The following is a 14,119-nucleotide window of genomic DNA, read 5'->3' as shown; positions in this document are numbered from 1 at the left end:
TGCCTGCCAAGGGCGGGGGTCACACCAACTCCACTTCGACCACACCGGGCACGGCGCGCATTGCCGAGGCAATCTGCGGCGAAACGCGGTAGCCGCCCTGCAAGGCGATCTCGACCTCGCCCTGGGCCTCTTCCTTGATCACGATGATGCTCACCTGGCTTTCACCGCGCTGGGTGAGCTGGGATTGGATTATCGAGGCAGGTCCATCGTTCCTGACGAATATGCGCAGCGCCTTCTGAATGCGGCTTGCCTCCTCCTCCAGCGATTGCACGGAGTTGATGCGCAAATTGACGCCCTCGGGCCGGTCCTCGGCCGCGACAGTGATCACGACGGAGCGGCCAGCTTCGAGCAGGTCACGGTACTGCGCCAACGCTTCGGAAAACAGCACGGCCTCGTACTGGCCGGAAGTATCGGAAAAGGCCACGACGCCCATCTTGTTGCCGGTGCGCGTCTTGCGCTCCTGTTTGCTGGTCACCGTGCCTGCCAGGCGGCCGGCGGAAGCGCCGCGTTTGACGGCGGCCGAGAACTCCGCCCAGTTCTGCACCCGCATCTTCTGCAAAGCCGCCTTGTATTCGTCGAGCGGATGGGCCGAGAGATAGAACCCGACGACCTGGAATTCGCGGTGCAGCCGGTCGGCCGCGAGCCATGGGTCCGTCGCCGGCAGGTTCAGCGCCTGCGACTGTGCGCCGAGCGAGGCGCCGAAAATATCGGCCTGGCCGGAAACGGCGTTCTGCTGGGCAAGTGACGCCAATCCCATCATCCGTTCGACGCCAGCCATCATCTGGGCGCGGTCATGGCCGAAGCAGTCGAGCGCGCCGGCCATGATCAGGCTTTCGAAGACGCGCTTGCCGACGATCTTGGGATCGACCCGCTCGCAGAAATCGGCGAGATTCTTGAACGGCTTTTCGCCGCGCACGGCAACGATGTGCTCGACCGCCGCGTCGCCGACGCCCTTGAGCGCCGCCATCGAGTAATAGATGCGGTTCTCGCCGACCTCGAAAGGCCGGAAACTCGTCATCACCGACGGCGCCAGAACCTCGATGCCGAGGCGCAGTGCGTCCTGGCGGAAGTCGGCAAGCTTGTCGGTATTGCCCATGTCGAGCGTCATCGATGCGGCCAGGAACTCAACCGGATAATGCGCCTTGAGATAGGCGGTCTGGTACGAGACCACGGCGTAGGCGGCGGCGTGCGACTTGTTGAAACCGTAGTCGGCGAACTTGGCCAGCAGGTCGAAAATAAAGTCGGCTTGCGGCTTGCTGACACCGCGCTCGACCGCACCCGAGACAAAGCGCTCGCGCTGCTTGTCCATCTCGGCGCGGATCTTCTTGCCCATGGCGCGCCGCAGAAGATCGGCCTCCCCGAGCGAATAGCCGGACAGCTCCTGCGCGATCTGCATCACCTGTTCCTGGTAGACGATGACGCCTTGCGTCTCCTTCACCAGATGGTCGATCTTCGGATGGATCGAGGCCATCTCCTCCTCGCCATGCTTTCTGGCATTGTAGGTCGGGATGTTCTCCATCGGGCCCGGCCGGTAGAGGGCAACGAGCGCGATGATGTCCTCGATGCAGTCGGGCCGCATGCCGATCAGCGCCTTGCGCATGCCGGCACTTTCCACCTGGAACACGCCGACCACCTCGCCGCGCGACAGCATGGCGTAGGTCTCGGGGTCGTCGAGCGGGATCGTCGCCAGATCGATGTCGATGCCGCGCCGGCGGATCAGCTTCACCGCCGTCTCCAGCACGGTAAGCGTCTTCAGGCCGAGGAAGTCGAACTTCACCAACCCGGCCTGCTCGACATATTTCATGTTGAACTGGGTGACCGGCATGTCCGAGCGCGGATCGCGGTACATCGGCACCAGTTCCGACAAAGGCCGGTCGCCGATGACGATGCCGGCGGCGTGTGTGGAAGCGTGGCGGTAAAGGCCTTCCAGCTTCTGCGCCATGTCGAGCAGCGTCTGGACGATCGGCTCCTTCTCGGCCTCTTCGGCAAAGCGCGGCTCGTTGGCGATGGCATCCGCGAGCTTGACCGGATTGGCCGGGTTCTGCGGCACCATCTTGGACAGCTTGTCGACCTGGCCATAAGGCATCTGCAGCACACGGCCGACGTCGCGCAGCACGGCGCGCGCCTGCAGCGTACCGAAAGTGATGATCTGGCCGACCTGGTCGCGGCCGTATTTCTGCTGGACGTAGCGGATCACCTCTTCGCGGCGATCCTGGCAGAAGTCGATGTCGAAGTCGGGCATCGACACGCGGTCGGGATTGAGGAAGCGCTCGAACAGCAGGGAGAAGCGCAGCGGATCGATATCGGTGATGGTCGTCGAATAGGCGACCAGCGATCCGGCGCCCGAACCACGGCCCGGTCCGACTGGAATGCCTTGCGCCTTGGCCCATTTGATGAAGTCGGCAACGATCAGGAAGTAGCCCGGAAATTTCATCTTCTCGATGATGCCGAGCTCGAACTCGAGCCGTTCGCGATATTGCTCGACCGTGTAGCCCGGCGTCGGCCCGTGCAGCGCAAGCCGCGCGTCGAGCCCCTCGCGCGCCTGGCGCGCCAGCTCCGCGGCCTCGGCCTTTTCGGCCGCGTCCTTGTCGGACCTATCGCCGCCGGTGAAGCGCGGCAGGATCGGGCTGCGGGTTTTTGGATAGTAGGAACAGCGCTGCGCGATCTCGACCGTGTTGTCGATCGCTTCCGGCAGGTCGGCGAACAATTGCGCCATTTCGGCCTGGCTGCGCAGGAAATTGTCCGGCGACAGCCGGCGGCGGGTGTCGACGGCGACGACGGAGCCTTCGGCAATGGCAATCAGCGCGTCATGCGCTTCATAATCGTCGCGCGACGAGAAGAAGGCTTCGTTGGTGGCGACAAGCGGTAGTTCGTGTGCGTAGGCGAGATCGATCGTCTGATGTTCGATGACCCGGTCGTAGCCCGCGACCCGGTCCAATTCGACATAGAGCCGGTCGCCGAACATCGCCTTGAGCGTCAAAAGCCGCGCCTCGGCCAGATCGCGGCGATCCTCCTTCAAGGCGTTGCCGATCGGGCCGCGCGGCCCACCGCTGAGGCAGATCAGCCCATCGGCCTTTCCCTCAAGCATCTCAGTCGTCAGATGCACCGCTTCGCCGGGCGGCGTTTCCAGGTAGACGCGGCTGACCAGCCTGACCAGGTTGGAATAGCCGGCTTCGGTCGCGGCGAGCAGAACGACCGGCCGCATCTCCGGGCCTTGACGTCGGCGGTCGCGCTGGCCGTCGCTGTTCTCACCGGAAAAGGCGAGCGCAATCTGGCAGCCGATGATCGGCTGGATGCCGTCCTTCACCGCCTTCTGCGCGAATTCGAGCGCGCCGAACAGATTGTTGGTGTCGGTGACGGCGATCGCCGGCGCCTCGTCCTTCACGGCATGGCCGACGATCTTGCCGAGCTGGAGCGCGCCCTCGAGCAGCGAATAGGCCGAATGCACGCGCAGATGCACGAACGGCCGCGCCGGCACCTCCGGCCGCGCGGCCGCAATGGCGGCTTCGCGCTTCAAGGGATCGCGTGGAAGTCTGTCATCCGCCATGGTTTCTCGCGCACTCGAAGGCTCTGAGTCGATGGAGATGTATTGTCCGGGACCGGGCGATACCAGTCCAGCACAAACGACCGCTGATCACAGGCTTGCCGCCTGCACGCGCCTCACCTCGGAGATTGTTTCGAAATTCGCTCCGGCGAGTCATGGAGGTGGTTTCGAGAACTGGAGCGCGGCGTACTTTTGGGTACGCGAGCACCGGAAGCGCAGAAAACGCCTTCAGATGGCCGCCGGAGTAGAATTCCAAACAATCTCTAGGCGAATTCCATGATCACTGCGTCCACAGCGAGACTGTCGCCGGGCTTGGCGTTGAGTTTCGACACGATGAGATCGCGCTCGGCGCGCAGCACGTTTTCCATCTTCATCGCCTCGACCACGGCCAAGGTCTCGCCGGCCTTGACCTCCTGGCCCTCGGTGACAGCGATCGACACGACGAGGCCGGGCATAGGGCAGAGCAGCAGTTTCGACGTGTCCGGCGCCACCTTCTCCGGCATCAGCCGTTCCAGCTCGGCGATGCGCGGCAGCATGGCGCGCGCGGTCACCGACATGCCTTTCCAGGCGATGCGAAGACCGTTGGCGACAGGCCGGATCTGGGCGACAACGGAGCGCTTGCCGACCGTGCCGCGCCAGATCAGGTCGCCCGGCCGCCAGTCGGATGAAACGGTCAGTGCCTTGCCGCCGTCGATCGACAGGTCGATCTCCATCGGAATGGAGATCATGCCTTCGAGGATGGACGCCTGGAGATATTCGCCGCCGAGCTTCACCACCCAATCGCGCTTGAGTACGCCCGAATGCGGCGCCAGCCGCCCACCCAGGCGGTCGAGCCGGTCGCGTCGCAGCAGTTCCACCGCGGTCACGATGGAGGCCAGCACCGCCTTTTCTTCGCTGTTCGGTACGATGGGCGCAAAACCGTCGGGATATTCCTCTGCTATGAAGCCGGTCGATATCGCCCCTTCCCGCCAGCGCGGATGCTGCATCAGCGCCGCCAGGAACGGAATGTTGTGCTCGATGCCGTCGACCACAAAACTGTCGAGCGCTTCCGACATGGCGTCGATCGCTTCGATGCGCGTCGGCGCCCAGGTGCACAATTTGGCGAGCATCGGGTCATAGAACATCGAAATCTCGGAGCCTTCGGTAACGCCCGTGTCGTTGCGGATGACGACATCGCCGAATTGCCCTTCCTCCGGCGGCCGGTAGCGCGTCAGCCGGCCGATCGACGGCAGGAAATTGCGATAGGGATCCTCTGCATAGAGCCGGCTTTCCACCGCCCAGCCATTCAGCTTGATGTCGCTTTGCTTCAAAGCGAGCTTCTCGCCGGCGGCGACCCGGATCATCTGCTCGACCAGATCGATGCCGGTGACGAGCTCCGTCACGGGGTGCTCGACTTGCAATCGTGTATTCATTTCAAGGAAATAGAAGTTCTTGTCCTTGTCGACGATGAACTCGACCGTGCCGGCGCTCTGATAGTCGACGGCCCTGGCCAGCGCCACCGACTGCTCGCCCATGGCCTTGCGCGTCTTGGCGTCGAGGAATGGCGACGGCGCCTCTTCCGCGACCTTCTGGTTGCGGCGCTGGATCGAGCATTCGCGCTCGCCGAGATAGAGCGCATTGCCATGCGCGTCGGCCAGCACCTGGATCTCGATATGGCGCGGATCGACGACGAATTTTTCGATGAACACGCGGTCGTCGCCGAACGAGCTCTTGGCCTCCGAGCGCGCCCGGTCGAAGCCGTCGCGCACTTCCGACTGGTTCCAGGCAATGCGCATGCCCTTGCCGCCGCCGCCGGCCGAGGCCTTGATCATCACGGGATAACCGATCTCGCCGGCGATCTTCTCGGCATGGTCGGCATTCTCGATGACGCCGAGCCAGCCCGGAACCGTCGAAACCTTGGCGGCATTGGCGAATTTCTTCGATTCGATCTTGTCGCCCATCGCCTTGATCGCCTTGGGCTTCGGGCCGATGAAGACGATGCCTTCCTTCTCCAGCGCTTCGCAGAAGGCGGCCCGTTCAGACAGGAAGCCATAGCCGGGATGCACGGCCTGAGCCCCGGTTTCCTTGCAGGCGGCGATGATCTTTTCAGGGACAAGATAACTTTGCGCGGCGGGCGAAGGCCCGATATGCACCGCCTCGTCGGCCATCTCGACATGCACGGCATCGCGATCGGCATCGGAATAGACCGCGACCGTGGCAATCCCCATCATGCGCGCCGTCTTGATGACGCGACAGGCGATCTCGCCACGGTTGGCGATCAGGATTTTCGTGAACATGCTGAGGTCGTTCCCCTCCGGTCGGTCGTTCCTTTTATGACCTGTGCTTGCGGGGTCAAGCCGACCATGCAAATCACTGCCTTTCAATCGATTTGCGATTCCAATTCATCGCTGTGGCCCAGTCTCGGCGCCAGCTTCCAGTTGATCGTGTCGAAAAAACCTGAAACCTTGGAAAAAAATTCGCATTTGGAGGACGCCCTATGAAAACCCGCGCCGCTGTTGCCGTCGCCGCCGGAAAGCCGCTGGAGATCATGGAGGTCGACCTCGACGGTCCGCGCGAAGGCGAGGTGCTGGTCGAGATCAAGGCGACCGGCATCTGCCACACCGACGAGTTCACTTTGTCGGGCGCCGATCCCGAAGGCCTGTTCCCGGCCATTCTCGGCCATGAGGGCGCTGGCGTGGTGGTCGATGTCGGCAAGGGCGTCACCTCGGTCAAGAAGGGCGACCATGTCATCCCGCTCTATACGCCCGAATGCCGGCAGTGCCCGTCCTGCCTGTCGAGAAAGACCAATCTGTGCACTGCCATCCGCGCCACGCAGGGCCAGGGCCTGATGCCCGACGGCTCGTCGCGCTTTTCGATCGGCAAGGACAAGATTTTCCACTATATGGGCTGCTCGACCTTCTCGAATTTCACCGTGCTGCCCGAGATCGCGCTGGCCAAGGTCAATCCCGACGCCCCCTTCGACAAGATCTGCTACATCGGCTGCGGGGTGACCACCGGCATCGGTGCGGTCATCAACACCGCCAAGGTCGAGCAAGGCGCCACCGCCGTGGTCTTCGGCCTCGGCGGCATTGGCCTCAACGTCATCCAGGGCCTGAAGCTTGCCGGCGCCGACATGATCATCGGCGTCGACCTCAACAACGACAAGAAGGAATGGGGCGAGCGGTTCGGGATGACGCATTTCGTCAATCCGAAGGAGATCGACGGCGACATCGTCCCGCACCTCGTCAACATGACCAAGCGCGGCGCCGACCAGATCGGCGGCGCCGACTACACGTTCGACTGCACCGGCAACACCAAGGTGATGCGCCAGGCGCTGGAAGCCTCGCACCGCGGCTGGGGCAAGTCGGTCATCATCGGCGTCGCCGGCGCCGGCCAGGAAATCTCGACGCGGCCGTTCCAGTTGGTTACCGGCCGCACCTGGATGGGCACCGCCTTCGGCGGCGCGCGCGGCCGCACCGACGTGCCGCGCATCGTCGACTGGTACATGGACGGCAAGATACAGATCGATCCTATGATCACCCATTTGCTGAAGCTGGAAGACATCAACAAGGGGTTCGACCTCATGCATGAGGGCAAGTCGATCCGCAGCGTCGTCGTTTACTGAAGCAAGCCACACGCCGCCGACCGATCGGCCTGCGACCTCTGTGGTTCACAACTGGGAGGAGAAAAGAATGGCGGAGAAACTGCATCCGAAAATCGACAATGGCCTGCCCAAGGAGAGCGCGAGCTTTGCCGGCGGCACGCTGGTCTGCGCTTGCACCAGCAAGCCGGTCAAGGTGAAGGTCAAGGGCCAGATCGCCCACAACCACGCCTGCGGCTGCACCAAATGCTGGAAGCCGGAAGGCGCTATATTCTCGGTGGTTGCCGTCGCCGGCACCGGGGACGTCACCGTCACCGAGAACGGCGACAAGCTGAAAGTGGTCGACCCCTCGGCGCTGATCCAGCGCCACGCCTGCACCGGCTGCGGCGTCCACATGCACGGCCCGGTCGAGCGCGACCATCCGTTCAAGGGCCTGACCTTCATCCACCCCGAGCGCTTCGTCGAGGACGGCTGGTCGCCGCCGGGTTTCACCGCCTTCGTCTCGTCGATCATCGAATCCGGCGTCGATCCAAAGCGGATGGATGGTATTCGCGCGCAGCTAAGGACAATCGGGCTCGAACCATATGACTGTCTCAACCCCGGCCTGATGGACTATATCGCCACCTGGACGGCAAAGAAGTCTGGCGCCTTGCCGGCCTGAACGCTGCAAGATTTCAGGCAGGGGCCGGACACGCTTCCGGCCCCTGTCCGTCTCGGAGAAACAATGTCCGCACCCGCCATCTACGTCGACGCCGATGCCTGCCCGGTCAAGGCCGAGGTCGAGAAAGTCGCCGAGCGCCTCGGCGTCGTCGTCACCTACGTCTCCAATGGCGGCTTGCGGCCCTCGCGCGATCCGATGATCCGCAATGTCGTGGTCTCCAAGGGCGCGGACGCCGCCGACGACTGGATCGTCGAGAACGCCAGATCCAACGATGTCGTGGTGACGGCAGACATTCCGCTTGTCGCCCGCGCGGTGGCGCTAGGCGCCCATGTGCTCGGGCCTACCGGGCGGCCGTTTACGCCCGAAACCATCGGCATGGCGGTGGCCATGCGCGACCTCAAGCAGCATCTGCGCGAGACCGGCGAGAGCAAGGGTTACAACGCCTCCTTCGCGCCACAGGACCGCTCGCGGTTCCTCGGCGAACTCGACCGCATCTTGCGGCGCGCGCTGAAATCCGCCACACCCGGCTAGAAACCGAGCGCGAGGGTGGAGACGTCATGGCCACCGAAACCCCGATCCAGGGACCCATGCAGCGCCATATGCTGTTCGCAATGTCGGCGTGTTTCGGCGCGCTCGCGCTCCTTGTGGCGTTGCTGCTGCACGCCCCGCTCGCCTACTCGATCGGCGCCAATGCCTTTTTCGCCGCCTACGTCATTCTTGTCGTCAGCCAGATGCCCAAATTCACCGGCAAATATCTGAGCAAGAATGCGCGCGCCACCGACCAGCCGGTGCTGGTCATCTTCGCCGTGACGCTCGTCGTCGTTGTCGTCGCCGTTGTCTCGTTGTTCCTGCTTATCAATCAGAAGAACAGAGGCAATTCCGTCGAGCTTGGTTTCGCGCTGCTGTCGATCCCGCTTGGCTGGTTCACCATCCATGCCATGGCCGCACTTCATTATGCGCATGTCTACTGGATGGACGGCGATGCGGTGGACACCGAGACCAAGAACAAAATCCCGGTCGGCGGATTGCTGTTCCCGGGTGACAAACGGCCCGAAGGCTGGGATTTCCTCTATTTCTCGGCGGTCATCGGCATGACCGCGCAAACCGCGGACACCAACATATCGACCACGCATATGCGCTGTGTCGTGCTTGTTCACTCGATCCTGTCGTTTTTCTTCAACACCGTCATCGTCGCCGCGGCCGTCAATCTCGCCGTCAGCCTGGGTGCTCCGTAATAAATCCGTGATCGGGTGAAACATCGGTTTGGATCGCGACGTATCAGGAGGACAATGAACGCGCAGGCCACGCCGCGAGGCCGGGAGACGAGACAAGATGGAATCCGTTGCCAGAAGCCAATCCGCCACCGGACCGGACGCTCCCGTGTCGAGTGACAGCACGCTGATCTACCGGCAGTCGCGCTGGACGCGGCTGACGCACTGGATCTGGGCCATTTCGCTGTTCTTCATGCTGCTTTCCGGGCTGCAGATCTTCAACGCCCGACCGCAGCTCTATATCGGTAAGCAATCCGGCTTCGGCTACAACAACACCATCTTCGAAATCGGCGCCGAAAACACGAGCGCCGGGCCGCGCGGCTACACCGAAATCTTCGGGCATCGCTTCGACACGACAGGCGTGCTCGGCTGGTCGGGTCCGCCGGGCAACGAGACGGCGCGCGGCTTCCCGTCCTGGGCGACCATTCCATCCTATTATGACCTCGGCACCGCCCGCGTCGTGCATTTCTTCTTCGCCTGGATCCTGACGACCACCTTGATCGTCTGGCTGGTCGCCAGCCTGGTCAACGGCCATATCAGGCGCGACCTCGCCCCGCGCGTCGACGACCTCAAGCGCCTGCCGCGGGACATAGTCGACCACGCCAAACTGAAATTCCATCACACGCGCGAATACAACACGCTGCAGAAGATGGCTTATGGCGGCGTGCTGTTCGTGCTGTTGCCGCTGATGATCATCACCGGCCTTGCCATGTCGCCCAGCATGAATTCGGTGCTGCCCTTCCTCAACGAGGTGCTCGGCGGCCGCCAGACGGCGCGCACCATCCATTTCACCGTCATGCTGCTGCTGGTCGGTTTCTTCATCATCCACATTCTGATGATCCTGGCCGCCGGCCCGATCAACGAATTGCGCTCGATCATCACCGGCTGGTACCGCACCGACCCTCCCGCGCATGACGACGAGACGACCGAGAGGAGTGCCTGACATGGCGAAGTTTGAGATCAGCCGCCGGAAATTCCTGACCGCCGCCAGCCTTGGCGCCTCCGGCATCATGCTGTCAGGCTGCGACGCCTTCGACAGCCAGTTGAGCATTGGCAGCGGCCTGCGCAGTTTCCTCGAAAACGCCAATGGCCTGACGTATCGCGCGCAACGCCTGCTTGCCGGCCGCGATGCATTGGCGCCGGAATTCAGCGAGGCCGACATCCGCCAGCCGCAGCGGCCGAACGGCGTCACCGCGCCTGACGATGACACCTACAAGGGTTTGCTCGCCAACAACTTCGCCGACTGGCGATTGGAGGTGTCGGGTCTAGTCGAGAAGCCGCTGTCGCTCAGCCGCGAGCAACTCCAGAACATGCCGAGCCGCACCCAGATCACCCGCCACGACTGCGTCGAGGGCTGGAGTTGCATCGCCAAATGGACCGGCACGCCGTTGTCGCTGGTGCTCGACCAGGCGGTGGTCAAGCCGCAGGCGCGCTACGTCATGTTCCATTGCCTCGACACGATCGACCGCAGCCTGTCCGGCGACATCAAATATTACGGCACCATCGACCTGATCGACGCCCGCCATCCGCAGACGATCCTCGCCTATGGCCTGAATGGCAAACCGCTCCCGGTCGAGAACGGCGCGCCGCTGCGCGTCCGCGTCGAGCGCCAGCTCGGCTACAAGATGCCGAAATACCTCTACAAAATCGAGCTGGTCGACGGCTTTGCCAATGTCGGCGGCGGCCGCGGCGGCTATTGGGAAGACAATGGCTACGATTGGTATGGCGGGATTTGATGACCATCCGCATGCAGGCCGAGCACGATCTGACGCCGATCGAGCTAAGTTCGCTCGAGGAACGCCTCCACACCGACAACCGGCGCGCGACGGGCTGCGCCGATGACCGGGGACTGGCTTTCGTTATTCGTGACGGTGCAGGGCATGCGATCGGCGTTGCCGCCGGCTACTCTTGGGCGAGCACGTCCGAGCTGACATTGATGTGGATTGACGAGGCCTATCGCGGTCGCGGCTATGCAACGCAGTTGGTCAGCGCTTTTGTGGCTGAGGCAACCGTTCGAGGAGTCAGGAGAATTTGGGTCTCCAGCCACGACTTCCAGGCGCCGGGCCTCTACGAGAAGGCTGGCTTCCGGCGCATCGCCGAACTGGCGCAATGGCCCGAAGGCCACTCCAACATCATCCTTTGTAAAACGACAGCAGCGGACCGTGCACTTTAGGCAACCTTCTCAAGCAGCGGCCTCAGCGCCGGATGGATCTCCGGCGAGGCATGCTTGATCAAGGTCAGCAGCGCGCGCTCGTTTTCGTACAGGGGCCTGTCCACGCCGATGTGCTCGATCAGCCATTTGGCTTCGCCGGCATCGATCGTCTCGGCGCGGCGGGCCAGGGCCTCGGCCGCCCTGTTCTTGGCCTCCCACTCGGCCTCGATGTCATCGGGGGACCGATAGGCCTCGATGATGCCGGCGAGGCCGCCGGAGACCATGCGGCTGAAGAAGCCGCCGATTTCCGGATCGGCGCGTTCGAGGAAGCTTCCCTGCCGCAGCGCCACATCACGGGTCGGCGCCTCATAGCCGGCCGAACACATGACGAAATTGGCGATCGCCTTGACGAAAAGGTCGTTCCAGGAAGGATCGTTCTTGGCCTGGGCGGTCTGCTCATTGATCCTGAACAGCAGCTCGGCCTCGCCGCGGGTGATGGCGATGTTGCCGTCGCCGCCATGGGCATGCAGGATGCGGCGCAGCAATTCGACTTCCGCCTTGGCGATCAGTCCGGGCACCAGCGCGCCGCCCAGCATCAGCGGCCCCTTGCCGTCGATGACGGCATGGGCGACCTGCTCCAGCGCATAGACGCAAAGCTTGCTCGGCGTGGATCTCGCCTTTTCCAGCACATGGACCAGCAATTCGAGTTCGGTGCGGCTGTCGACCATGCCGTCGCGCGAGATGGTGCGGACCAGCCAGTCGGCATTGTCCTGCGATATATAGCCGGACGGCTTTTCCTGATGGACGATGTAGTCGGACACCGCCTCGACGAAGAACGGTGCCCATTCCGCGCATTTGTCCTGGGCCGTCTGGTCGAGAGCGAACAGCGCCTCGGCCTCGCCACGGGTCACCACGCCATCGGCGAACACGTCGCGGCGCAGCATCACCACATCCTCCGGGGCAATGCGATTCTTCGAGGTCAGCCCCGCCACCGGCGCGCTCATGATCAATTCGCCCATTGTCGTCCCCGTCCGCCCCAAAGCGTTACATCGGCCTGCTATATCAGGAGTGTCTTGAAAAACCGGCAAACGGCGTGGTTAGCGAAGACTTGTCGGTAACATGTCGCTGGGAGGTGACAAGGTGTCGCCGACGGGCTATGGATGGCGTGTCGAGGGCTCGGGATTCTGAGTCCTACCTGTTTGCGGGAGAGAGCAGCGAGAGCTGCCGCCGAAGGGGAAATCGCCCGAAATCTCTCAGGCAAAAGAACCGTAGACGGGAAAGACACTCTGGAAAGTCGGGGCTTGCCCCCGCGCCGAAGGTGTAAGCGCCGCTGACAGAGTTCCGGTTGCGCGAGTCTCTCAGGCTTCAGACAGAGGGGCACGGACTGGTCGCCATTCGCGGCCGATTGCGTGCGACTCTGGAGACGACATGACGGGCGACGACTCAAAACACCTTCCCCTCGAAGATATCCACACAGCCGCCGGTGCGCGCTTCGGCGCCTTTGCCGGCTGGTCGATGCCGCTTACCTATCCGGCCGGCGTCATGAAGGAGCACCTGCACACCCGCGAGCATGCCGGTCTCTTCGATATCTCGCACATGAAACTGTTCGAGGTCAGCGGGCCACAAGCGGTTGCACTACTCAACCGCGCTTGCCCCCTGGATGCCGGCGCGCTCGAAATCTCGCAGTCGAAACTGTCCTTCTTCCTCAATGAGGCCGGCGGCATCCTTGACGACCTGATCGTCACCCGGCTCGGCGATACCAGATTCATGGTGGTCGCCAATGCCGGCAACGCCGTCGCCGACGAAAAGCATCTGCGTGAGCTCGCCACGAATTTCGATGTGAAGGTCGAGCCGCTCGACCGCGTCTTCCTGGCCATCCAGGGACCCGAGGCCTGGGCAGTGCTGTCGCGCGCCGGCATCGAGACTGGTTCGCTGCTGTTCATGCACGGGGTCGAGCCGCGGAAAGACTGGTTCATGAGCCGGTCTGGCTATACCGGCGAGGACGGTTTCGAGATCGGGCTGCCGGAGGCCGACGCGCGGGATCTCGTAGCCAAACTGCTTGGCGATGAGCGCGTGCTGTGGATCGGCCTTGCCGCCCGCGACAGCCTGCGGCTTGAGGCCGGGCTTTGCCTGCATGGCCAGGACATCACGCCCGAGACCGACCCGGCCGCGGCGGCGCTGATGTGGGCGATCCCCAGGGATATCCGCGCTTCCGGCGCCTTTATCGGCGCCGACGCCTTGCGTGCCGCCGTCGAACGCGGCCCGGCACAAAAGCGCGTCGGGCTGAAGCCGGAAGGCCGCCAGCCGGTGCGCGCCGGTGCCGCTCTGTTCGACGCCGATGGCAATCCCGCCGGCCATGTCACATCGGGCGGCTTCGGCCCCTCGTCCGGCCATCCGGTCGCCATAGGCTATGTCGCCACGGCGCTGGCAAAGCCCGGCACGCGCGTGTTCGCCGAGGTACGCGGCACGAAGATCCCCGTCGATATCAGTTCCCTGCCCTTCACCCCTCATCGCTACCGCAAAGGATGAATTTTATGGCAACGACCTATTTCACCTCAGATCACGAATGGCTCCGCGTCGACGGCGGTATCGCCACCGTCGGCATCACCGACTACGCGCAGGAGCAGCTCGGCGACCTCGTCTTCGTAGAACTGCCGGAAACGGGCAAGAAGCTGACCAAGGGCGACACCGCCGTCGTGGTCGAATCCGTCAAGGCGGCCTCCGACGTCTACGCGCCGGTCGACGGCGAGATCACCGAGGCCAACGGCACGCTGTCTTCCGACCCGTCGCTGGTCAACTCGGCGGCAACCGGCGCCGGCTGGCTGTGGAAGATGAAGCTTGCCGACGAAAGTCAGCTCGCCGGCCTCATGGATGAGGCCGCCTACAAAGCCCATATCGCCTGAAATCAGGA

12 protein-coding genes and 1 riboswitch are annotated in these 14,119 nt (G+C 63.3%); of the genes, 9 read left to right on the top strand and 3 right to left on the bottom strand.

From position 1 onward, the window contains the following. Nucleotides 1–19: 19 nt before the first annotated feature. Complete coding sequence (dnaE, locus tag CK228_RS29355) at nt 20–3,547, bottom strand: DNA polymerase III subunit alpha (RefSeq protein WP_095790079.1); 3,528 nt, start codon at nt 3,545–3,547, stop codon at nt 20–22. 260 nt (nt 3,548–3,807) lie between these two features. Further along, nucleotides 3,808–5,820 (bottom strand): acetyl/propionyl/methylcrotonyl-CoA carboxylase subunit alpha, encoded by a 2,013-nt coding sequence (locus CK228_RS29350; protein WP_095772776.1) that lies wholly within the window; start codon nt 5,818–5,820, stop codon nt 3,808–3,810. 200 nt (nt 5,821–6,020) lie between these two features. Here CK228_RS29350 and CK228_RS29345 point away from each other — a divergent pair, with 200 nt between their 5' ends. From CK228_RS29345 to CK228_RS29315, 7 genes are all read left to right on the top strand, one after another. Beyond that, a complete protein-coding gene (locus tag CK228_RS29345) occupies nt 6,021–7,148 on the top strand; it encodes an S-(hydroxymethyl)glutathione dehydrogenase/class III alcohol dehydrogenase (RefSeq protein WP_095790078.1) in 1,128 nt (375 codons plus the stop codon). A gap of 67 nt (nt 7,149–7,215) precedes the next feature. Continuing rightward, a complete protein-coding gene (gfa, locus tag CK228_RS29340; protein ID WP_095790077.1) occupies nt 7,216–7,785 on the top strand; it encodes an S-(hydroxymethyl)glutathione synthase in 570 nt (189 codons plus the stop codon). Nucleotides 7,786–7,848: 63 nt separating this feature from the next. Further along, a complete protein-coding gene (locus CK228_RS29335; protein WP_095790076.1) occupies nt 7,849–8,316 on the top strand; it encodes a YaiI/YqxD family protein in 468 nt (155 codons plus the stop codon). 26 nt (nt 8,317–8,342) lie between these two features. Beyond that, complete coding sequence (locus tag CK228_RS29330) at nt 8,343–9,020, top strand: DUF1345 domain-containing protein (RefSeq protein WP_095790075.1); 678 nt, start codon at nt 8,343–8,345, stop codon at nt 9,018–9,020. 97 nt (nt 9,021–9,117) lie between these two features. Further along, the gene (locus CK228_RS29325) at nt 9,118–9,999 is read left to right on the top strand and encodes a cytochrome b/b6 domain-containing protein (RefSeq protein WP_095790074.1); all 882 of its coding nucleotides are present in this window, start codon (nt 9,118–9,120) and stop codon (nt 9,997–9,999) included. A 1-nt stretch (nt 10,000) separates the two neighbouring features. Next, the gene (locus tag CK228_RS29320; protein ID WP_095790073.1) at nt 10,001–10,792 is read left to right on the top strand and encodes a molybdopterin-binding protein; all 792 of its coding nucleotides are present in this window, start codon (nt 10,001–10,003) and stop codon (nt 10,790–10,792) included. Further along, nucleotides 10,792–11,229 (top strand): GNAT family N-acetyltransferase, encoded by a 438-nt coding sequence (locus tag CK228_RS29315; protein WP_095790072.1) that lies wholly within the window; start codon nt 10,792–10,794, stop codon nt 11,227–11,229. The genes CK228_RS29320 and CK228_RS29315 overlap by 1 nt, the downstream gene beginning before the upstream one ends. Here the strand turns inward: CK228_RS29315 and CK228_RS29310 are convergent. Continuing rightward, on the bottom strand, nt 11,226–12,227 hold the full coding sequence (locus CK228_RS29310; RefSeq protein ID WP_095790071.1) for a hypothetical protein: 1,002 nt from the start codon (nt 12,225–12,227) through the stop codon (nt 11,226–11,228). The genes CK228_RS29315 and CK228_RS29310 overlap by 4 nt on opposite strands. A gap of 173 nt (nt 12,228–12,400) precedes the next feature. Next, nucleotides 12,401–12,487, top strand: a riboswitch (glycine riboswitch). 149 nt (nt 12,488–12,636) lie between these two features. Here CK228_RS29310 and gcvT point away from each other — a divergent pair. Then, nucleotides 12,637–13,737 (top strand): glycine cleavage system aminomethyltransferase GcvT, encoded by a 1,101-nt coding sequence (gcvT, locus tag CK228_RS29305; protein ID WP_095790070.1) that lies wholly within the window; start codon nt 12,637–12,639, stop codon nt 13,735–13,737. A gap of 5 nt (nt 13,738–13,742) precedes the next feature. Further along, nucleotides 13,743–14,111 carry a glycine cleavage system protein GcvH gene (gcvH, locus tag CK228_RS29300; RefSeq protein WP_095773081.1) on the top strand — a complete coding sequence of 123 codons (369 nt, stop codon included), beginning with the start codon at nt 13,743–13,745 and terminating at the stop codon, nt 14,109–14,111. The last annotated feature ends 8 nt before the right edge of the window (nt 14,112–14,119 follow it).

The sequence above is a fragment of the Mesorhizobium sp. WSM4312 genome (assembly GCF_002294875.1).
Taxonomy (GTDB): Bacteria; Pseudomonadota; Alphaproteobacteria; order Rhizobiales; family Rhizobiaceae; genus Mesorhizobium.
This window is presented reverse-complemented; position numbering and strand designations above follow the sequence as displayed.